Here is a 20,267-nt window from a genome sequence, read left to right on the forward strand (position 1 = left end):
CCGGGCCGCGGCTTGGTGGCTGGGTGATGATGCCCTAGCATTCGAACATGTGTTCGACAGTCTCGGTGTGGCCGGGTGGGCAGGCGCTGCCCGCAGGCGGGGCAGGGGCCGCCGGTAGGGCAGGCCCCGTCGGCAGGGCCTGCGGAGGTGGCGGGCGCGTGGGGTGGCGCCGCACACGGGGCGTTCAGTGAGTGGAGTGCGGGTGTCGGACAAGGAGGCGGCTGTGAAGGATCTCGACGCGCAGGTGGCCCGGCTGGCGGCCGTGGATCCCGGAGAGGTGCCGGACGCCGAGCTCGCCCTGCTGGTGATGGACGTGCGCCGGCTCGTCGACGCCACCGACGCCTGCTGGGTCCGTCTGCTCGCGGAGTTCGACCGGCGCGAGCTGTGGAACCTCGACGGTGCCCGGTCGGCGGCCGCCTGGCTGCGCCGGGAGTGCAGGCTTGTCCACCCCACGACGACCTCGGCGCTTACGGTGGCGCGCGCGCTGCGATCCCTGCCGGTGACCGCGGAGGCCTTCCGGACGGGCACGATCAGCTTCGACCACGTCCGCGCCATCGCCCCCGCGCTGGAGGCCGCGCGCGGCGAGCTCGCGCGCAGCGCCGACCCGATCTTCGCCCGCGCGGCCCTGTGGATGAACCCCCGTCAGATGGGCAACGTCGTCCGGACGTGGATCCGCCTGGCCGAGTCGGAGAGCCCACGTCTCCCGGGCGGGTCTGAGCCCCCTGGGTCGTGACGGGCCCACTGCGCCGGGCGGGCCCACTGCGCCGGGCGGGCCCGGTGGGCCGCGACGGCGTCCGGTGGCGAGGCCCGGGAGCACGGGCCGGAGGGCGACAGCCCCGAGATGAGACGTGGCGGCCGGGGGAGTCCAGAGACTCGCCCGGCCGCCACGTCTCGAAGTCCAGCGCCGCTGAAGTCCAGCATCGTCGAGGGCCGGAGCCGTCGAGGGCCGGCGCCCCGGCCGGCGGGCCGGGCGGAGCGGGAGGAACTACAGAGGGATGTTGCCGTGAACGTTCTTGTCCACCCGGGCCGCGGCGACCGCGTCGGCGAGCGCGGCCGCGACCGCCCCGCGGGTCGTCGCCGGTGTGACAACCGCGTCCACCACGCCCAGCTCCACCGCGCGGTCGATCCCGCCGACGGTGCGGACGTGCTCCTCGGCCAGCTCGGCCATCACGTCCGGGCGGCGCTGGGCGGGCACCTCGGCCAGCTGCCGGCGGTGCAGGATGCCGACCGCGGCCTCCGCCCCCATGACCGCGAGCTGCGCGGTCGGCCACGCGTAGACCGCGGTCGCGCCCAGGCAGCGGGCGTTCATCGCGATGTACGCGCCGCCGTAGGCCTTGCGGGTGACGACGGTGACCCGGGGCACGGTGCACTCGGAGAAGGCGTAGAGCAGTTTCGCGCCGCGCCGGACCACACCCTCCCACTCCTGGCCCACGCCGGGCAGGTAGCCGGGGACGTCGACGAGCACCACGAGCGGGATCCCGAACGAGTCGCACATCCGCACGAACCGCGAGGCCTTCTCCGCCGAGAGCGCGTCGAGGCAGCCACCGCGGCGCAGCGGGTTGTTCGCCACCACGCCGACCGTCCGCCCGCCGAGGCGGCCGAGGGCCGTGACGATGTTGCGAGCCCACTTGGGGTGCAGCTCGACGACCTCGTCGTCGAGCAGGCCGGCGACGAGCGGTCGCACGTCGTAGGCGCGGCGGGGGTTCTCCGGCAGCAGATCGCCGAGCTCACGCTCGGCGACGTGGCCGATGGAGCCCTGGTCGGCCAGCAGCGCGGTGATCGCGCGGGTCCGGTCGAACGCGGCGTCGTCGGTGTCGCAGGCGAGGTGGACGACACCGCTGCGGGTCGAGTGGACCTCGGGGCCGCCGAGGCTGTCGGCCGTGCACTCCTCGCCGGTCACCGAGCGGACGACGTCCGGGCCGGTGACGAAGACCTTCGCGTCGGGCCCGGTGATGACCAGGTCGGTGAGCGCCGGGCCGTAGGCGGCGCCGCCGGCCGCGGCCCCGAGGACCAGCGAGATCTGTGGCACCCGTCCCGAGGCGCGGACCGTCGCGGCGAACACCCGGCCGACGCCGTCGAGCGAGGCCACACCCTCCTGCAGGCGGGCGCCCCCGGAGTGCCAGATACCGATCACGGGGCAGCTCATCCGGACGGCCGACTCGATCGCGTGCACGATGCGCGCGCAGCCGTCCCGGCCCATCGCGCCGCCCTGGACCGTGGGGTCGGTGGCGAAGGCGACGACCTCGTTGCCGTCGACGAGGCCCTGGCCGGCCACGACACCCGAACCGTCGGCGGAGGCGAACAGCGAGAGCGTGTCCGGGTCGAAGAAGCGGCTCAGCCGCGAGACGGGAGTTCGGGAATCGGTGCGGTCGATGGTGGACAGACTCACCGTAGGTCTCCTTGGTTGAGCGGTATCAGCCTGCTCCTGCGCAGATGGCGGCCCCGGTGCGGCCACCGTGAGGTGTTTCCTGGCCGGGGCTTGGATCCCGGCGAACCGTCCCGGCGCCCCCGGGCGTGCCGCCGCCGCGGCGGCGGCACGGTCTTCCCTCGGGGCGCCGGGCGTGCGTCCTACACCGTGAACGCGAGACAGACGTCGTGCCCACCGAACCCGAACGAGTTCGACAGGCCCGCGCCGGTGCCGAGCTCCCGGTTGTCGATGCTCACGACATCCAGGGCGATCTCGTCGTCGAGCGCGTCGAGATTGCGCGTCGCGGGGACGACGCGCTCGCGCAGCGAGAGCAGCGTGACCACGGCCTCCAGCGCGCCGGCCGCCCCGAGCAGGTGGCCGGTCATCGACTTGGTCGAGGTCACCGCGATCGAGTCGAGCGCGGAGCCCAGCGCCAGCCGAAGCGCGATCGACTCGGCGACGTCTCCGGTCGGGGTCGACGTCGCGTGCGCGTTGACGTGGATGACGTCCTCGGGCTCCAGGGAGGCCGAGCGCAGCGCCGCCCGGATCGCCCGGGCCGCGCCGGCACCGGTCGGATCCGTCGCGGCCACGTGGTAGGCGTCCGAGCTGATGCCGGCGCCGGCGAGGGTCCCGAGGACCCGCGCGCCGCGTGCCTGCGCGTGCTCCGCCGCCTCCACCACGATGACCGCCGCGCCCTCGCCGAGCAGGAAGCCGTCCCGGGCCTTGTCGAACGGCCGTGAGGCGGTCTCGGGAGCGTCGTTACGCCGGGAGAGCGCCTGCATCTGCGCGAACCCGGCGATCGGCAGGGCGGCGATCGCCGCCTCCGTGCCGCCGGCGATCACGATGTCCGCCCGGCCGGCGCGGATGATGTCCAGCGCCAGCGCGATCGCCTCCGAGCCGGACGCACACGCGCTGACCGGCGCGTGCACACCGGCCTTGGCACCGAACGCCAGGCCGACCGTGCTCGCCGGGCCGTTTGGCATCAGCATCGGCACGACGTGCGGCGACACCCGCCGAGCCCCACGCTCCCGCAGCACGTCGTGCTGGTTGAGCAGGGTCAGCACCCCGCCGATCCCGGACGCCACGCAGACGGCGAGGCGCTCGGAGTCGACTTCCGGGGAGCCCGCGTGGGCCCATGCCTCCCGCGCGGCGACCAGCGCCATCTGCTGGCTGCGGTCGAGAGTTCTGGCCTCGACGCGGCCCAGCGGTGGCTCGACCGCGAGCGGGGCGGCGATGTGGACGGGGAGCTGTTCGACCCAGTCCTCGGTCAGGCGACGCGCGCCGGAGCGGCCGGAGAGCAGCCCCTCCCACGTGGACGGCACGTCGCCGCCGAGGGGAGTGGTAGCCCCGAGGCCGGTGACGACGACCTGCCTGGGGGTCGGGGTCACGCGGCGACACCCGCCCGCTGGATGTACGAGACGGCGTCGCCGACGGTCTTGAGGGTCTTGACGTCCTCGTCCGGGATCTTCACGCCGAACTTCTCCTCGGCCGCGACGACGACCTCGACCATGGAGAGCGAGTCGACGTCCAGGTCGTCGATGAAGGTCTTGTCCGCGGTGACGTCGGCCGGGTCCACACCGGCGACTTCCTCGAGGATCGCGGCGAGGCCGGCGAGAATATCGGTTTGCGACATGGCTTTCCTCCTGTGCGTTACGGGATCAGCGTTCCGGCCGAGCCGGTGGCTGGACGGGCGGCCCGCGCGGGCAGCTCCGTCCGGCGGTGGTGCGGGGCCCGGTCGCGGCACGGGTGGCCGCGGCTCGGGCCGGGGTACTCGGGGGCAGCGGAGTACCTGGGAGAAATGTGGTGCTCGGGGACGTCGGTGCTCAGGGGCATCGGACGACCTGTCCGCAGTAGGTCAGGCCGGCGCCGAAACCGAACAGCAGCACCGGATCGCCCGAGACGACCTCGCCGGCTTCCATCATCCGGTCGAGCGCCAGCGGGATGCTCGCCGCGGACGTGTTGCCGGAGTCCACCACATCGCGGGCGATCGGCACGTCGGGGACACCGAGGCCACCCGCGAGCGCCTCGACGATGCGCAGGTTCGCCTGGTGCGGCACGATCGCGGCCAGCTCTTCGGGCGCCACACCGGCCCGGTCGCAGACCGTGCGCAGGGTGGGAACGAGCGAGATGGCCCAACGGAACACGGCCGGGCCCTCCATGCGGAACGAGTTGTCGCCCCGCCCGGGAACCTGGATCGCCTCGGGCCGCGACCCGTCGTGGCCCCAGACAGCCGGGCCGATGTGATCGGTCTCGGCGGCGCCGATCACGACCGCGCCGGCGCCGTCCGCGAGCAGGATGCAGGTGGAACGGTCACTCCAGTCGGTGTAGTCGGAGAGCCGCTCGGTCGCGACGACCAGCACGTGCCGGGCGCTGCCGGCCCGCACCATGTCCGCCGCGGTGGAGACGGCGTAGCAGAAGCCGGCGCACCCGCCGTTGATGTCGAAGGTCCCCGCGGCCGACGCGCCGAGCCGGGCGGCGACCTGCGGCGCGGTGCCCGGGATCTGGGACGGCGCCGTGCAGGTCGCCCCGATCACGGCGTCGACGTCGCGGGCGGCCAGCCCGGCGGCGGCCAGCGCCTTGTCCGCGGCGCTGACCCCCATCGCGACCGTGGTCTCGTCGTCGTCGGCGATCCGCCGGGTCGAGATGCCGGTCCGGGTGCGGATCCAGAGGTCCGAGGTGTCGACCTGCCGGGTGATCTCGTCGTTGGTGACCAGCCGGCCCGGGCGGTAGGTGCCCAGCCCCAGCAACCGCGCCCCTGTCATGAGGTCGCCCCGACCAGGGACTCGGTCTGGGTCGGCACGGCCACTCCGGCGGGGGGCAGGTACTCGGCGACGAGCTCGCGGGCGGCGTCCAGATCGGCGGGCGTCTTCACCGCGACGATCTTCGCTCCCCGCAGCTCGCGCCGGGCGATGCCGGCGAGCGTGCCGGCGGGCGGCAGCTCGATCACGGCGGTCACCCCGGCCTCGCGCATGGCGGCCAGGCACAGATCCCAGCGCACCGGTGCCGCCACCTGGGTGACCAGCCGGGTGAGGAGGTCGGCGCCGTCGTGCACCGCGGCGCCGTCGGCGTTGGAGAGCTGGCCGAGGACCGGAGCCCCGGGCCGGATGCCGCCCGCGACGGCGCGCAGCGCGTCGCCGGCCGAGGCCATGTGGTGGGTGTGGAACGCGCCGGCTACGGACAGGGGCCGCAGCTTCGTCTTCGGTGGCGGGGAGTCGGCGAGTTTCGCGAGGTCCTCGAGCGTGCCCGCGGCGACGATCTGCCCGGCGCCGTTGCGGTTCGCGGCGGTGAGGCCCATTCCCTCCAGCGCCGCGGCGACCTCGTCCGGGTCGCCACCGAGCAGCGCGGTCATCCCGGTGGGGGTCCGCGCGGACGCCTCGGCCATCGCGCGGCCCCGCAGGCCGACGAACAGCAGCGCCGACTCCGGGGTGAGCGAGCCGGTGATCGCGGCGCCGGTGATCTCGCCGACGCTGTGCCCGGCCACGACGGCGCGGGCGCCGCCGGCGGGGGCCGCCGGCAGCAGGCCGAGCTGCTCGGCGGCCAGCAGCCCGTTCGCGACGATGAGCGGCTGGGCGACCGCGGTATCCCGGATCGTCTCCGCCGGTGCCTCACAGCCGATGTCGACGAGGTCCAAACCGGCCGCCGCCGACCACCAGCGCAGCCGGGACTCGACGCCGTCGAGTTCCAGCCAGGGACGGAGCTGTCCCGGCGTCTGAGCACCCTGTCCTGGTGCGAGGATCGCGAGCACGTATTCACCTAACCCCGTGTGGCCGGTCGTTGTCGCTGGCGACGAGTCACCGATGTCTCGTCGGCTCGTTGTCGGTGTCCTACAAAGCGGCAGGCTCCGACGGTGCGTTAGTGCCCCTCCATGCCTCTGGACCGGAATCCGGTGACAGGGCGGTAAATTTGCTTGGTGTGACGGTTCTCGCACCGACGGGAGGGGCCGCGCGGGCGGGTCGCGGACGGGGGTCGGGTCCGATCTGACCTGTAGGTTACGTACCGTCCAGGCGACCGAGTACCAGAGCGATGTGCAGTATGAACCGCTCGCGGTGATCGGCGGGATCGAGACCGCAGACGTCCGCGGCCTTGCGCAGCCGGTAACGCACCGTGTTCGGATGAAGGTAGAGCGCCCGGGCGGTCGCCTCCAGCGACGCGCCGAAGTCGAGGTATGCGCCGGCTGTCTCCAACAGCGGGGTGCCGGCGTGGCGCAGCGGGAGGTAGACCTCCCTGATCAGGCTCTGCCGGGCGTCCGGATCACCGGCCAGCGCGAGCTCCGGCAACAGTGCGCTCGCCGAGACCGGGCGCGGCGCCGCCGGCCAGGCGGCGACGACGTCCGCGGCGGCGAGCGCCGCGCGGGCGCACCGGGGCGCCCCGGTGAGATCGCCCGCGATCGGCCCGACCACCACGGGGCCCGGCCCGCAGGCGGGCAGCAGCGCGCGGGCGGCCTCCAGCGCGGTGTCGGCGTCGCCGGACGGCGGCGGGGTGTCGCCGCGGCCGGACCCGCCCCCGGTACCCGTCGCGGCGGACGCGGACCCGCCGACGCCGCCAGGCCCACTCCCACCGTGCCCAGACCCACCGTGCCCAGACCCACCGTGCCCAACGCTGCCGGGCCCGCTTCCGCCGCTGGTCGCCGGCGGGCCCGGCGGGTCGCCGTCATCAGGGCCGAAGGCACCGCCGACGACCATCACGAGCCGGTCGTGGTGGACCCCGGCGAGCACCTCGAGGCCGGCTCCCCGCGCCAGCCGGTGCACCTCGTCGACGGCGACCTCGGGCGAGGTCGGCGGCGCCGCGCCGACGACGACGGTGACCGACGGCGGGTTGCGCCAGCCGACCGCGGCGGCCCGCGACGGCAGGCCGCGGTCGACCTCGCCGCGCACCACGTGGTCGACGACCAGCGCCTCCAGCCGGGCGTCCCACGCACCGCGCTCCTCGGCGGCCCGCGCGTACACGACCGCGCCGGCGAACGCGATGTCCCGGGAGTAGCGCAACACGTCGGCGAGCAGCCGCTGCTCGTGCTCCGGGCCGGCCAGCGTCGGCACCTCGGCCTCGATCGCCTCGACGGCGACCCGGACGAGGTCGACCAGTCGGCGGAAGGTCACCGCCCGCACCAGCTCGCGGGGCGCGACCCGGAAGACGTCGCCGGACAGCTCCCGGGCGTGCTCGGGGCGGCGGCACCACTCGACGAACGACGAGATCCCGGCCTGCACCACGAGCTGAATGTCGGCGCGGTGCCGGGCGGACATCGCCGGGTACCAGGGGAGCACCTCGGTCATCCGGGTGACCGCCCGCGAGGCGAGCCGGCCGCTCGCCAGCTCGACCCGGCGGATCACCTCGTCGGTGGAGCCGCGGGGCGGAAGCGCGCGGCCGGCCGGTGCGCCGCCGAGGGCGTCGTCCCGCGCGGGCGGCGCGGTCCGGGCCGGCGGCACGACGTGGCCGGGCCCCGACGTCGAGGAGACGGGGGTGGAGGAGGAGAAGGAGGCCGCGGTGGCCGGCGAGAGGGACGGGGGCAGCGGAGCGCCCTCCGCCGGCGATCCCGGACCGGCCGGGGGTTCGTGCGCGGATGCCTCGCCGGACCGGTCTGCTGCCACGGCGTCGAGCATGTCACGCCGTCAGAGCTGGTCCCGATAGGTGGCGGCCCAGTCATGCACCCGAGCGACATAGGAGCGGGTCTCGTCGAAGTCCGGGATGCCTCCCGCGACGCGGACGGCGTCCGGCCCCGCGTTGTAGGCCGCGAGCACCAGGGAGATGCGATCCCCGGGCAGATTGGCCACGGCCTCGGCCAGGTGTGCCTCGTAGTGGGCCGCCGAGACGATCGCGTCGCGGGGCTCGAGGGGGTCGGCGCGGCCGTCGCCGCTGCCGTCGATGCCGAACTCCGCCCAGGTGGTCGGGAGGAACTGCATCATGCCGCGGGCGCCGGCGTGCGAGACGGCCGCGGGATCGAAGCTGCTCTCCACCCTGGCCTGCGCGGCGAGCTGCGCCGCGCTGAGGACCCCGTAGGTGGCCGCCGCGGCCTGGAACACGGGGATCAGGTCGGCGGGCACGTCGGCGAAGGGTCGTTCGAAGATGTGGCTGCATCCGGACAGCAGCGCGATCACGATGACCACGGCCAGGACCGCGGTGACGGGCGCGCGCCGGATCATGCCTCCTGTTGTCCGTTCCGTACGGGTGATGTGTCCGAGCGATTGTGGTCTTCGCCGCGGCCGTTCCAGCCGTCGCCCCCCCTCACCCGACAAGCCGTGACCGCAGCGAGCGCAGGTCCTCCTCGGGGACGCCCGCCCCGCGCGCCCAGGCGGCCGGACCACCCCAGATCTCGGCGACACCGCCGAGAAAACCGCGCATGACCTCCGGCCGGCAGCTCATCTTGTCGATGGTCAGCGGATCCTCGGGCCGGTTGTAGGACGGGCGGCGGGCGAGCCGGGCGTCGACCCGGGCGATGCGCTCGTTGGTCAGGGTGTAGTCCTTGATGATCGCCTCGTCGTCGACGCCGACGATCCCGAGCAGGAGCGCCGACAGTACGCCGGTGCGGTCCTTGCCGGCGGCACAGTGGAACAGTGCCGGCCCCGTCACCGGCTGGGCGAGCAGGCGGATGGATTCGGCCACGGCGTCCCCGGCCAGGCGGAGGTAGTCCAGGTAGTGCTCGACCCGGTCGACCGAGTCGAGGTCCTTCACGATCGCGGGGAACCGGGGATCGTCCGGCATGATCCATTCGCCGGGCAGGAACGAGTGGTTGTGGTAGGCCACGTCCTCGTACTCCAGCGGGCCGCGGCCCTCCCGCGCGGCCTCCACCCGGGCCCGCAGGTCGAGCACCGTCCGCAGGCCGAACACCTCGCGCAGCCGGGCCACGTCGGCGGTGGTCAGCTCCTGCAGGGTGTCGCTGCGCAGGAAGGCGCCCGACCGGGTCAGGCGCCCGTCGGACGTCGGCATCCCGCCGAGGTCACGGGTGTTGTCAGTGCCTGCGAGGTCGAACCAGCGGTGCACCTCCCGATCATAGGTCGGCTCGGGGTGCCCCGGACTGGGGTTCGGGTGTCCTCGGTTCCACTATCGGTGGCCGGGCGGCGTCCGCACCGGCGTCGGACGGGTCGATCGGGCGGGCCGGCACCCCGGCCACGACGAGTCCGGGGCGCACGTCGCCGGTGACGACCGCCCCGGCGCCGACCACCGCCCCGGCGCCGATCCGCCGGCTCCGCACGACGCTGGCCTGCATCCCCACCCAGGCGCCGGGGCCGACCTCGACGCCGCCGCCGATCCGGGCGCCGGGGGCGAGCGTCGCGTAGTCGCCGAGGCGGCAGTCGTGCGCGATGCCGGCACCGATGTTCACCAGGACGTGCCGGCCCGTCTCGATGTTGGTGGTGAGGCTCGCGAGCGCGCAGACCACGGTGCCCGGCCCGAGCTTCACGTCGCCGCCCAGGTGGGCGCGGGGATGGACGATCGTGGCCGGGCGCCGTCCGCACGCGCTGGCGTACCGGTCGATGCGGGCCCGTGAGGCCGCCGCGCCGACGCCGATCAGGTAGTCGGCCTCGAGGCTGGCCAGCAGGTCGAGCCCGCCCAGCACGGTGCTCCCGCGCCGGGCGAGCGGGTCGGGATCGACCTCGCCGTCGTCGAGGAACCCGAGGAACCGGTAGATGTCCCGGTCGCTGGCGGCGTTGACCGCCTCGACGAGGTCGAGGAGCTCGCGGCCGTGGCCGCCGGCTCCCACGATGACGAGCTGGCGTCCGAGGTCTGGCACGGGGCCGACCGTAGAGCGATGACGGCTCCCGTTCAATCAGACACTCTGAGTAGTCGATCCCGTCGGGCGGTGCCGCCCGCCTGGAGGGTGCGCCGCCACGGGATGTGCGGTATCGCCGGCCGCTTCCCTCGACTCGATTACTATGGGTATCTGATCGGTTGCTTATCGTCGCTTGATGTGCTCATGGGGAGTGATTCGGACGATGAGGGTCGTGGTGACCGGGGGCGCCGGGTTCATCGGTGCCCACCTGACCCGTGCGCTGCTGGCCCATGGCTGTGAGGTGGTCGTGGTCGACGACCTCAGCACCGGAGCCCGGTCGAACCTGCTCGGCCTGCCCGCGCGCCTCGTCCTCGGCAGCGTCACCGACCGTGAGCTGCTGGAGGACGCCTGCACCGGGGCGGACAGCGTCGTCCACCTGGCTGCGCGGCCCTCCGTCGAGCGCTCGCTGCTCGACCCGCTGGCCACCCACCACGTCAATGCGACCGGCACACTGACCGTGCTCGACGTGGCGCAGCGGGGCGAGACCCACGTGGTGGTCGTCTCCTCCGCTCTGGTGTACGGGACGTCCGGCGGCCGCCCCCAGACCGAGGACGACCCGCCGCGTCCGACCAGCCCGTACGCGGCCAGCGCGCTGGCGGCCGAGGGGTACGCCCTGGCGCACCAGGCGAGCTTCGGGCTGCCGGTCCTGGTCGCGCGGCTGTTCAACGTCTACGGCCCGTACCAGCCGGCCCGGCGCGCCCACGCCGCCGTCGTGCCGTCGTTCATCGACGCCGCGCTGCGTGGACGTCCGTTGCCGGTGCACGGCGACGGCCGGCAGACCAGGGACTTCACCTACGTCGAGGCGGTCGCCGGGCTGCTGGCCGACGCGGCCTGCCGCCGGCTGGCCCACCCCGGGCCGGTGAACCTGGCGTTCGGGACGAGCACCGACCTGCTGGCGTTGGTCGCCCACCTCGAGGACATCCTCGGCCGCCGGCTGGACGTGGCGCACGGCGCGCCGCGCGCCGGGGACGTCCGCGACTCGTGCGCCCGCCCGGACGCCATGCACGCGCTCTTCGGCTCCGTCGAGCGCTCTGACCTGCGGGCGACCCTGGAGGAGACCGTGCACTGGTACCGGGAACGCCTCGGCGAGGCCCCCGGCGCCGCGCCCAGATCCGCGGACACCCCCCACCGCTGACCGTCACTGCCGGCTCACCCGACCCGAGCCTCACCCGACCCGAGCCTCGGGCGGCCCGTCCTGGCGCGGCCCGTCCTGGCGTGGACCGGCCTGGCGCGGCACTTTCGGCGTGGGCTGTTCGGCGGCCAGCCGGGCCAGCGTGGCCCGGATCAGATCCGGCGCCGCGTACGGGTCGACGTCCCGGACGGCGGCCGGGTCCAGCGGCGGCACCGGTACCTGCGAGATCAGCGGGTGTCGCGGCCGGGAGTCCCACTCGCCGGCGCCCAGCAGCTCCTCGTGCAGCTTCTCGCCCGCGCCGAGCCCGGTGTAGACGATGTCCACCGGCGCGGGCGCGCGGGCCGCGATGCGACGGGCGACGTCCGCGATGCCCACCGGTTCCCCCATGTCGAGGACCAGCGCCTCGCCGGCCGAGCCCAGCGCCCCGGCCTGCAGGACGAGCTGCACGGCCTCCTGGACGGTCATGAAGTAGCGGGTCACCTCCGGGTGGGTGACCGTCAGCGGCCCTCCCGCGGCGAGCTGGCCGGCGAAGACGGTCAGCACCGAGCCGTTGCTGCCGAGCACGTTGCCGAAGCGGACGCTGACCAGCACCCCCGGCGCCTGCCCGGCGACGTGGGCGGTGAGGCGCTCGGTGATCCGCTTGGAGTGGCCGAGCACGCTGCTCGGGTTGGCGGCCTTGTCCGTCGAGATGTTCACCAGGCGCCGCACCCCGCAGGCGACCGCGGCCTCCAGGACGGTCAGCGTCCCCCACAGGTTCGTCTTCACCGACTCACCCGGGAAGCGCTCCAGCAGCGGGAGGTGCTTGAGCGCCGCGGCGTGGAAGACGACCTCGGGCCGGCGGGCGGCGAACAGCGAGGCCATCAGCTCGGTGTCGCGGATGTCACCGAGGACGATCGCGTCGTCCTCGAGCATCGCCCGGCCGTGCAGCGAGAGCTGGACGGCGCGCAATGCCGACTCGTCCCGGTCCAGCATGATCAGCTCGGCCGGCCCGAAGGCGTGGATCTGCCGGCACAGCTCCGATCCGATCGACCCGCCGGCGCCGGTCACCAGGACGCGGCGCCCGGTGAGGTACCGCTCGGCGGCTGTCATGTCGGTCTGGATCTGCCGCCGGCCGAGCAGGTCGGCGAGGTCGAGATCGCGGATGTCCGCGACGTCGACGGTGCCGTCCACCAGGTCGACGACGCGGGGGAGCACCTTGACGGCGAGCCCGGCCGGTTCGGCCAGCGCGCTGATCTCCCGCAGTAGGGCCGCGTCCGCGCTGGGGATCGCGACGAGCAGGGTGCGTGCGCCGGTGGATGCCGCGACGCCGGCGATCGCGTCCCGGCCGCCGCGGACCCGCACCCCGGAAAGCTGCAGGTTCCAGGTCCGCTGGTCGTCGTCGAGCAGCGCGACCGGGTAGTAGGGGCTGCTCGGCGTGCGCAGCATCGCGGTGAGCACCATCTGCCCGCCGTCGCCCGCGCCGAAGACGATCAGGGGCTCGGCCGCGTCCGGGGCCGGCCGGCGCAGCCGCTCCTCCGTCAGCCTCCACAGGTAACGGACGCCGAACATCAGTACCAGGGTCACCGCCCCGCCGAGCGGCGGCACGCTGAGCGGAACCGGCCGGGGCGCGCCGAACGCCATCACCACGACGAGCACCCCGAGGACGGTGAGGGCCACCGTGACCAGGATGCCCAGCACCTCCTCGAACCCGCCGAACCGGTACCGGCCCAGGTAGAGGTGCAGCGCCGTGCCCAGGAAGTGGAGCAGGCAGGTGGCCAGGAAGACGATGACCCAGAAGCTTGGGTCGGCCAGCGCGGCCGGGTCGAGGTCGAGCCGGCCGACCTGGGCGGCGGTGAACCCGAGCGCGAGCGCACAGACGTCCAGGACGATCTGGAGCCCGACCCGCTGACGGAGATTGAGGCGCGACACGCGCCGTGCGACCGCTGTCATCCACAGACCGTGACGCGATCCGTCTACTCTACGTCTCCACATGAGGCCATAGAGTAATTGCCACTGTGCGTAAATGGACGACTACCGGTGCGGTACGTTGTGTCTGTTGAGTGTCACGGTGAGTGTTCGGGAGAGGTCCCGGGAGGGTGGTCGGCGAGTGGAACTGCGCGACTACGTGCGCGTCCTGCGTCGAAGCTGGTTGCTCGTGCTGACCTGCGCCCTGTTGGGAGGTCTGCTTGCGGCGACGGCGACCTGGCGCGCGACCAAGATTTATGCGGCGACGGTGACGATGGTCGTCTCATCGTCCGGCAGCGATGAGGGCATGGCGTCCGCCTACCAGGGCGGACTGCTCTCCGAGCAGCGGGTCAAGTCCTATGCGAACCTGGTCGCCAGCGAGCGGGTCGCCGCCGCGGTCATCGACCAGCTCAACCTGGACGACAGTGCGTCCCAGCTGCGCGGGCGCATCGAGGCGCAGGCCGTGCCGGACACCGTGCTGCTGCGCGCCGTCGTGCGCGATGCCGACCCCCACCGCGCGCAGTCGATCGCGGACGCGGTCGGTGAGGCGTTCTCCGCGGCCGTCGCCCGGATCGAGAGACCGGCCGAGGACCAGCCGCCCTCGGTGCGGGTCCGAGTCTGGGAGAAGGCCAAGCTCCCGGCGGCGCCGGTCTCCCCCCAGCCCGTCCGCAACATCGCGCTCGGGGTGCTGCTGGGGCTGATGATCAGTATCGGCGCCGCGCTTCTCCGCCACCGGCTGGACACGAGCGTCACCGGGGAGTCGGACGTCAGGGCGGTCACGGGGCTGCCGAACCTGGCGATGATCGCCTACGATGCGGGCGCCGGCCGGCGACCGCTGATCATCCACGCCAACCCCCATTCGCCGCGCGCCGAGGCGTTCCGCCAGCTCCGCACGAACCTGCAGTTCGTGGATGTGGACACCGCCCCCCGATCGATCCTCATCAGCAGCTCGTTGCCGGGGGAGGGAAAGACCACGACGATCTGTAACCTCGCGATCATTCTGGCTCAGGGCGGAGCCCGTGTGTGCCTCGTCGAGGGTGACCTGCGGCGGCCCTCCTTCGGCGAGTATCTGGGAATCGAGTCCGCGGCCGGGCTGACGTCGGTGCTGATCGGCGCGGCCGACCTCGACGACGTGCTCCAGCCCTGGGGCGAGGGCCGGGTCGGCGACGGCCGGGTCGAGGTGCTGCCGAGCGGCCCCGTTCCGCCGAACCCGAGCGAGCTGCTCGGATCCCGCAACATGGCCGACCTCATCGACGTGCTCTGCACCCGCTTCGACTTCGTCCTCATCGACGCCCCGCCGCTGCTGCCGGTCACGGACGCCGCCGTGCTGGCGACCCGGGTAGACGGCGTGCTGCTGGTCGCCAGGGCGGGACGGACGCGGCGCGAACAGATCCGCCGCGCGGCGGATGCGCTGCGGGCGGTGGACGCGCGCGTGATCGGAAGCGTTCTCAACATGGTGCCGACCAAGGGAGCGGACGCCTATTACTACGGGCGGTACGAATACGCCCCGCGGGCCCGGCACGCGCGTTCCGGTGACAGGAGCGGAGTTCGCCTTCCCGGCGCCACCGACCGCGGGCTGCGCCCGGCCGGCGTGGCAGCCGCCCCCGTCTCGTCCACGGACACGCGCCCGGCGTCAGGCCCGGCGGGTGTTCCGTCCGCTGGAGCGCGGACACCGGCCACGTCCTCGCCGGGCGGGTCCTCGACCGGCGAGCTCGGGGCCGCCGGTCGCAAGGCCGTGAGCCGGAGGGCTGGAGCCGGATCGCGGTCGGCCGCGAAGGGATCGGCGCAACCACCGTCCGCGACCCGTCCCGGCGCCGCGCCCGGCGTCGAGAGCTCGCGGGGCGGCGTCCCGGTGGCCAGGGGATCAGCTCCTGAGGAGGCGGCCCCCGCGGGTGGCGCGGGCGGCTCGGGTCGTGCGCCGGCCGGGTCGGGAGTTCCCGTATCGACGGCGGCGGGTCCGGCGGAGGTGTCCAGCGGTTCCACGTCGCCGGCCACGGCGGCGAGTGCCGTGCCGTCGGTCGCCGGGTCGGCGGGCGAGTCCGCCGTACCGCCGGGGGCGTCCGTGGGGCGGGCACGTGAGAGCGGCGCGGGGGAGCGTGAGAATCCGCCGGTGGTCGAGATCGTCACCCAGCGGGAGCCGGAGGACCGCACGGCGCCGCTCGCCTACGGCGCGTCGGATCATGGTTCCGACCGTTCCGCGGACCGGTGAGGGAGCCGTTTTCGGGGGAAACGGAGCACACGAGTGACAGTGGTGGGGGGCCTGCGGTCGTTCACCGGGCCGGGGAGGAGGATCGCCGTCCGTCGCCGGTTCGGCGCGGGTGGCGACCGGACCGGCGGGTCGTAGCGGGCGGCGCCGTGCTGTTCGCCCTCCTGCTGATGTTTGGCACCTGGATCGTGGTGCGAGGCCTGCTCGCGCAGTCCCATCTCGAGGCCGCCAGGGCGCAGATCTCCCGGCTGCAGGCCACTGTCGCGAACGGTGCGGTGCCCGAGGAGGCCGAACTGCGCCGGGCCATCGACGAGGTCGCCGCGCGCACGGAGGCGGCCCGGTCGCTGACGTCTGATCCGCTGTGGTCGCTGGCCGGGCACATCCCGTTCGCCGGCTGCCCGCTGCACTCCAGCGCGGCACTCGCCGCCGCGCTGGATGACGTGGCCACCGACGCGCTGCCGTCGGTCGCCGAGCTCGGCGACGGGCTGGCCCCGTCCAGCCTGCGGTCGGGGACGGCCGTGAACATCCGCGCGCTGGCCGCGGCGCGGGCGCCCGCCGAGCGGGCGCGTGAGGCCGTCGGCTCGTTCGACGCCGCGGCGCGGAGGGTCTCCGGGTGCGGCTGGCTCGGCGGTGCCCTTGGCCTCGACGAAGCCCGCGGGCAGGCGGTCGCCACTGCTTCCCGGTTGTATGGCGCGCTCGACACGCTGGTCCTGGGGGCCCGGCTGGGGCCGGGCATGCTCGGAGCGGACGGGCCCCGCCGCTACCTGCTGGTCGTGCAGAACCCGGCCGAGTCGCGGGCGAACGGCGGCATCATCGGCGGGTTCGGCGTGTTGACGGTCACCGACGGCCAACTGGAGCTCGACAACATCTCGGGTAACGGCAGCCTGCCCGGCGGACCGACGCAGGCCCGGCCGGCCACCGACCTGTCTCCGGAGTTCGAGGCGCGCTACGGCGGGTTCTGGCCCGCGCGCGTGTGGGCGAACGCCAACCTCACGCCCGACTACCCGACCGTGGGGCGGCTGTACTCCGGGCTCTACCGCGCCGGCGCGGGGACGGCGCTCGACGGGACGATCAGCCTCGACCCCACGGCGCTGTCCTATCTGCTGGCGGCCACCCGCCCGGCCGTCCTCCCCGACGGCCGTGTGATCCCGGCGAACGAGCTCGTGGAGCTGGTTGAGTCCCGGGTCTATCAGGAGATCGACGACGTCGCGGGGCGTGACGAGTTCTTCGCCATGGTCGGTGAGGCCGTCTACGAGGCGGTTATCTCGGACACGGGTGCCGCGGGCAGTACGGAGGACCTTCTCCGGGCGCTGGCTCGAGCCGCCCGCGAGGGTCGACTCCAGGTGTCAAGCAACCACGCCGATGAGGAGGAGGTAATTTCGTCGACCGCGCTGGGTGGGGCGCTGCTGGATGTGCCTGGCCCGTTTCTGGGGGTCGTCACGCAGAACGCGACGGCGAGCAAGCTCGACTACTGGTTGCGGCGCCGCACCACCTACCGCATGGAGCGCCAGCCCGATGGAACCGGACGCGCGATGATCACTGTTCGGCTGACGAACGTGGCGCCGGAGGGTCTGAGCGACTACGTCCGTAACCGCCAAGACGTCGACATCCCCGGCTGGAAAAACGAAGAGGCGCAGAACAACCTGTGGGTCTCCCTCTATACGGGGCGCGGGAGCTGGTTCGTCGACGCCCGCCTCGACGGCCAGCCGGTCGCGCTGACGTCGGGTGAGGAGCGTGGCCATCCCGTCCTGTCGACATATCTGACGGTCGATCGGGGGCAGACCCGGACGCTGCAGGTGCGCGTCCTCGAGCCCGCCGCTGGCCCGACACTCGCCGTTCGTACTCAGCCTCTGACGGTTCCCGAGCAGCTGGTGGTAGAGGGCCTGCCGACCACTTCGGTTTGGTCGCGCAGGGTCGCCAAGTAGGCGCGGAGCGTTCTAGACACGGATGGTGACTCTCTGTAGTCTCCCTGTAGTCAATCATCCGACTGCTTGAACGAATCATCCGCAGGGAGAGTGTCTGAATGAAGTTCCGAACTCTCGGCGTCGCGCTGGTGGCGGGCGGCGGGCTGGCGCTCGCCGCGCTGCCGGCTTCTCCAGCGGCGGCATTCGATGACAAGCCCGATCGCAAGCCGTACCCGCCGGTTCACTGCTCCGGACCCATCGGGGAGGGCACTGTCAGCAAGTCGGTCCTTTTGGTGGGCGAGGCCGCGGTGTTCAGCGGGTGCGGCTTCTGGCCGGGGTCGCGAGTGAATATCGAACTGAACGGCGTATACAAAACCACGACGCAGGCCAACGGGTCCGGTGCGTTCAGCGTACCGATCACCTTCCCCACGGCGGGCACGCAGACGCTCGCCGGTATCGGCCAGACCGCGCGCCACACGGCCGCCACATCGCCGGCGGGGATCCTCCCGGATCCGACCCTCTCCGACGAGCCGCTGGTCGAGGAGACCGACCCGGAGACCCTCGAGCCGGACCTGACCCTCTCCGACGAGTCGCTGGTCGAGGAGACCGACCCGGAGACCCTCGAGCCGGATCAGATCGCCTCGCCGGTTGCGGCCGACCCGTCGCAGCTCGGGCTCGCCTCTGAGCTCGCGCCGCCGCGGGGCCCACACAAGGACACCCGCATCGTCACCGCGACGGTGCTGGTCATCGGCCTCGGTCAGGGCGGTATCACTGGCCTGCCGTTCGACCCGGCCCTGGTCGGGAACTGGATCAGCCACGGGGGCGGCTGGGGCCTCGGCGATCACGACAGGGACGACTCGTGCTTCGGTGACGGCTTCGACAAGGACCGTGACCGTGTCGACGGAGCCAGAGACGACAAGTTCGACGAGCGCCGTGACGACAAGTTCGACGGCGAGCGCCGTGACGGACTCGCCGCTCCAGTGGCCACCCCGCTGGCCGACGGGTGGGACGACAAGGACGGGTGGAACGACAAGGATGACAGGCACCGCGACGGTGACTGCATCATCGCCGGTGGTGTGGTCGGTGTCGGTGGTGTCGGTGGTGTCGGCGCGGGTGCGGGAGCCGGCGGGGCCGGCGGGGCCGGTGGGGCGCTGCCCTTCACCGGTGTCGAGACCGGTGCCATGGCCTCCATCGCCGTCGCGCTGCTCGGCGGCGGTGTCCTGCTTCGGGTCGCCGCGCGTCGTCGCAGGCTCGCCGGCCGGGCGCAGGGCTGACCCGACGCACCGGGAGAGGTGATCCGGCACCACGTCTGAGAGGCACGGGCCGTCCGCGCGAACCTGGCGCGGGCGGCCCGTCGCCGTCCTCGGGGATCTGTCGGTGCGGCGGATCTACCAACCCCAACGGGTCGACGGGCGCCGACGGGCCCAACGGGTCGAGCGGCTCCAGCGGGTCGAGCCGGACCAGGGGGCCGACCCGCGCAGCGGGTCGAACGGGGCCAGCTCGGGTGGTGTCCGCCCGTCGACCAGTGCCTCAGCCACCAGCCGCCCGGTGATCGGGCCCAGGGTGATGCCCCACATCCCGTGGCCGCCAGCCACGTGCACCCGCGGTGAGGACGTCGGCCCGACGAGCGGCAGCCCGTCCGGCGTGCACGGGCGCGGGCCCACCCACTCCAGTGTCCGCGAGCGCAGGTCGACCCCGCGCAGCAGCTCGCCCGCGGCCGCGGCGATCGCGTCGACGCGGCGCGGGTCCGGCGCGGCGTCGGGACGGCGGAACTCCATCATCCCGGCGATCCGCAGGCCGTCCCCGATCGGGGTGCAGGCCACCCGGGAGGCCGGGAAGTAGATCGGCCCGGTGGGCGGCTTCTCCACCGCGGCGGTGAACGAGTAGCCGCGGCCGGCCTGCACCGTCGACCGCACCCCGTAACGGGCCGCCAGCCGGGGCAGCCAGGCGCCGGTCGCCAGCACCACCGCATCGAAGTGCACAGGTGGCTCGGTGTGGTCGGCCAGCGCGAGCACCACCCGGGAGCCCAGGTCGATGACCTTGTCGACGCCGACTCCCTCCCGGATGATCCCGCCGCGCTCGCGCACCGCGTCCGCCAGCGCGGCGACGAACCGGCCCGGGTCGCAGTAGCGCTGCCCGTGCACCTGGACGACGTGGGTGATCTGGTCGGAGAGCAGGGGAGCGAGGTCCCGCGCGGTCAGTGGATCAAGCGCGACCGCGTCCACCGGCTGGCCGCAGGCCCGGACGTCGTCGAGCTCGGCGAGCAGCGCGTCGGCGCCGCGCTGGTCGCGGTAGCAGGCCAGGAACGGGGCGGCGGCCCGGGTCGGCGCGGCCACCCCGCCGTCCGCGAGGTCGTCGAAGGCGTCCAGGCTGCGCCGGGTCAGCGGGGACAGCGCCCGCATCGCCGCCCGCCACCGGTCGTGCGTACTGTGCGCGACGAAGCCGGCGAGGAAGCGGCCGAGCGCCGGGTCGGCTGCCGGAGGCAGGTAGACGGGGCTGTCCGGCCGGAGCAGCATCCGCAGGCCATAGCGCAGCACGGCCGGTTCCGGCAGGGGCGTGGCCAGCCCCGGGGTGAGCCAGCCCGCGCTGCCCCAGGACGCGCCGGCCCCGCCCCAGACCGGACCGGGCGTCACCCGGTCGCGTTCGAGGACGGTGACGCCGACCCCGCGTTCCTGGAGGAACCAGGCCACACAGAGCCCGACCATGCCGCCGCCGACGACGGCCACGTGGTCGGGGCGTGGCCCTGCGGAGCGCGCCCTGGGGGCGGAGGAGATGACATGCGCGGGACGAGGGTCCACGACCGAAGATGTTCCCGCCCGTGGGCCGTTCAGCCCTCCGGCCGCCGAAACAGCCACCAACCGGGCACCTGCGGGCCACCCCGCCAGGTGGGCGGGGCGGCCGGCGTCGAGTGG

At 73.8% G+C, this 20,267-nt stretch carries 17 protein-coding genes; 5 read left to right on the top strand and 12 right to left on the bottom strand.

Features of this window, described 5'->3' with window-relative positions; genetic code table 11:
- Positions 1-202: 202 nt before the first annotated feature.
- On the top strand, positions 203-733 hold the full coding sequence (locus tag FMEAI12_RS14165; protein WP_235013993.1) for a DUF222 domain-containing protein: 531 nt from the start codon (positions 203-205) through the stop codon (positions 731-733).
- A 252-nt stretch (positions 734-985) separates the two neighbouring features.
- Here FMEAI12_RS14165 and FMEAI12_RS14170 read toward each other — a convergent pair whose 3' ends face one another.
- From FMEAI12_RS14170 to FMEAI12_RS14215, 10 genes are all read right to left on the bottom strand, one after another.
- Positions 986-2,389, bottom strand: coding sequence for an acyl-CoA carboxylase subunit beta (locus FMEAI12_RS14170; protein WP_041253743.1), 1,404 nt, complete (start codon positions 2,387-2,389; stop codon positions 986-988).
- Positions 2,390-2,568: 179 nt separating this feature from the next.
- Complete coding sequence (locus tag FMEAI12_RS14175; protein WP_071061315.1) at positions 2,569-3,795, bottom strand: beta-ketoacyl-ACP synthase II; 1,227 nt, start codon at positions 3,793-3,795, stop codon at positions 2,569-2,571.
- A complete protein-coding gene (locus FMEAI12_RS14180) occupies positions 3,792-4,040 on the bottom strand; it encodes an acyl carrier protein (RefSeq protein ID WP_020458891.1) in 249 nt (82 codons plus the stop codon). The genes FMEAI12_RS14175 and FMEAI12_RS14180 overlap by 4 nt, the downstream gene beginning before the upstream one ends.
- A 17-nt stretch (positions 4,041-4,057) precedes the next feature.
- Positions 4,058-4,240 (bottom strand): hypothetical protein, encoded by a 183-nt coding sequence (locus FMEAI12_RS14185; RefSeq protein ID WP_112106388.1) that lies wholly within the window; start codon positions 4,238-4,240, stop codon positions 4,058-4,060.
- A complete protein-coding gene (locus tag FMEAI12_RS14190) occupies positions 4,231-5,169 on the bottom strand; it encodes a beta-ketoacyl-ACP synthase III (RefSeq protein WP_071061313.1) in 939 nt (312 codons plus the stop codon). Before FMEAI12_RS14190 ends, FMEAI12_RS14185 begins: the two co-directional genes overlap by 10 nt.
- Positions 5,166-6,152: an ACP S-malonyltransferase gene (locus tag FMEAI12_RS14195; protein ID WP_112106389.1), complete on the bottom strand. Its 987-nt coding sequence runs from the start codon at positions 6,150-6,152 to the stop codon at positions 5,166-5,168. The genes FMEAI12_RS14190 and FMEAI12_RS14195 overlap by 4 nt, the downstream gene beginning before the upstream one ends.
- A gap of 244 nt (positions 6,153-6,396) precedes the next feature.
- Positions 6,397-8,004, bottom strand: a complete 1,608-nt coding sequence (locus tag FMEAI12_RS14200) for a CdaR family transcriptional regulator (protein WP_235013994.1) — start codon at positions 8,002-8,004, stop codon at positions 6,397-6,399.
- 9 nt (positions 8,005-8,013) lie between these two features.
- Positions 8,014-8,544, bottom strand: coding sequence for a transglycosylase SLT domain-containing protein (locus FMEAI12_RS14205; protein WP_112106390.1), 531 nt, complete (start codon positions 8,542-8,544; stop codon positions 8,014-8,016).
- Between the two features lie 82 nt (positions 8,545-8,626).
- The gene (locus tag FMEAI12_RS14210) at positions 8,627-9,382 is read right to left on the bottom strand and encodes a tyrosine-protein phosphatase (RefSeq protein WP_112106391.1); all 756 of its coding nucleotides are present in this window, start codon (positions 9,380-9,382) and stop codon (positions 8,627-8,629) included.
- A 7-nt stretch (positions 9,383-9,389) separates the two neighbouring features.
- Complete coding sequence (locus FMEAI12_RS14215; protein ID WP_071061306.1) at positions 9,390-10,130, bottom strand: NeuD/PglB/VioB family sugar acetyltransferase; 741 nt, start codon at positions 10,128-10,130, stop codon at positions 9,390-9,392.
- Between the two features lie 202 nt (positions 10,131-10,332).
- Here FMEAI12_RS14215 and FMEAI12_RS14220 point away from each other — a divergent pair, with 202 nt between their 5' ends.
- Positions 10,333-11,304, top strand: coding sequence for an NAD-dependent epimerase/dehydratase family protein (locus tag FMEAI12_RS14220; RefSeq protein ID WP_112106398.1), 972 nt, complete (start codon positions 10,333-10,335; stop codon positions 11,302-11,304).
- A gap of 30 nt (positions 11,305-11,334) precedes the next feature.
- On the opposite strand, the gene FMEAI12_RS14225 is transcribed toward FMEAI12_RS14220, so the two are convergent.
- Complete coding sequence (locus FMEAI12_RS14225) at positions 11,335-13,230, bottom strand: nucleoside-diphosphate sugar epimerase/dehydratase (protein WP_235013995.1); 1,896 nt, start codon at positions 13,228-13,230, stop codon at positions 11,335-11,337.
- Positions 13,231-13,387: 157 nt separating this feature from the next.
- On the opposite strand from FMEAI12_RS14225, the gene FMEAI12_RS14230 reads away from it, so the two are divergent.
- From FMEAI12_RS14230 to FMEAI12_RS36205, 3 genes are all read left to right on the top strand, one after another.
- Positions 13,388-15,454: a polysaccharide biosynthesis tyrosine autokinase gene (locus tag FMEAI12_RS14230; protein WP_112106393.1), complete on the top strand. Its 2,067-nt coding sequence runs from the start codon at positions 13,388-13,390 to the stop codon at positions 15,452-15,454.
- Positions 15,455-15,621: 167 nt separating this feature from the next.
- Complete coding sequence (locus FMEAI12_RS14235) at positions 15,622-17,376, top strand: DUF4012 domain-containing protein (protein WP_112106399.1); 1,755 nt, start codon at positions 15,622-15,624, stop codon at positions 17,374-17,376.
- A 98-nt stretch (positions 17,377-17,474) separates the two neighbouring features.
- Positions 17,475-18,629 carry a hypothetical protein gene (locus FMEAI12_RS36205; protein ID WP_146776704.1) on the top strand — a complete coding sequence of 385 codons (1,155 nt, stop codon included), beginning with the start codon at positions 17,475-17,477 and terminating at the stop codon, positions 18,627-18,629.
- A gap of 114 nt (positions 18,630-18,743) precedes the next feature.
- Here FMEAI12_RS36205 and FMEAI12_RS14245 read toward each other — a convergent pair whose 3' ends face one another.
- On the bottom strand, positions 18,744-20,081 hold the full coding sequence (locus FMEAI12_RS14245) for an FAD-binding oxidoreductase (RefSeq protein ID WP_304598623.1): 1,338 nt from the start codon (positions 20,079-20,081) through the stop codon (positions 18,744-18,746).
- Between the last annotated feature and the right edge of the window lie 186 nt (positions 20,082-20,267).

This window comes from Parafrankia sp. Ea1.12, assembly GCF_900465275.1.
GTDB lineage: Bacteria > Actinomycetota > Actinomycetes > Frankiales > Frankiaceae > Parafrankia > Parafrankia soli.

What these genes read in the sequence shown, in the direction of transcription:
- FMEAI12_RS14185 (WP_112106388.1), bottom strand. Translation starts at nt 4,240, where the DNA reads ATGCCCCTGAGCACCGACGTCCCCGAGCACCACATTTCTCCCAGGTAC.
- FMEAI12_RS36205 (WP_146776704.1), top strand. Translation starts at nt 17,475, where the DNA reads ATGAAGTTCCGAACTCTCGGCGTCGCGCTGGTGGCGGGCGGCGGGCTG.
- FMEAI12_RS14220 (WP_112106398.1), top strand. Translation starts at nt 10,333, where the DNA reads ATGAGGGTCGTGGTGACCGGGGGCGCCGGGTTCATCGGTGCCCACCTG.
- FMEAI12_RS14190 (WP_071061313.1), bottom strand. Translation starts at nt 5,169, where the DNA reads ATGACAGGGGCGCGGTTGCTGGGGCTGGGCACCTACCGCCCGGGCCGG.
- FMEAI12_RS14205 (WP_112106390.1), bottom strand. Translation starts at nt 8,544, where the DNA reads ATGATCCGGCGCGCGCCCGTCACCGCGGTCCTGGCCGTGGTCATCGTG.
- FMEAI12_RS14200 (WP_235013994.1), bottom strand. Translation starts at nt 8,004, where the DNA reads ATGCTCGACGCCGTGGCAGCAGACCGGTCCGGCGAGGCATCCGCGCAC.
- FMEAI12_RS14225 (WP_235013995.1), bottom strand. Translation starts at nt 13,230, where the DNA reads ATGACAGCGGTCGCACGGCGCGTGTCGCGCCTCAATCTCCGTCAGCGG.
- FMEAI12_RS14180 (WP_020458891.1), bottom strand. Translation starts at nt 4,040, where the DNA reads ATGTCGCAAACCGATATTCTCGCCGGCCTCGCCGCGATCCTCGAGGAA.
- FMEAI12_RS14235 (WP_112106399.1), top strand. Translation starts at nt 15,622, where the DNA reads ATGTTTGGCACCTGGATCGTGGTGCGAGGCCTGCTCGCGCAGTCCCAT.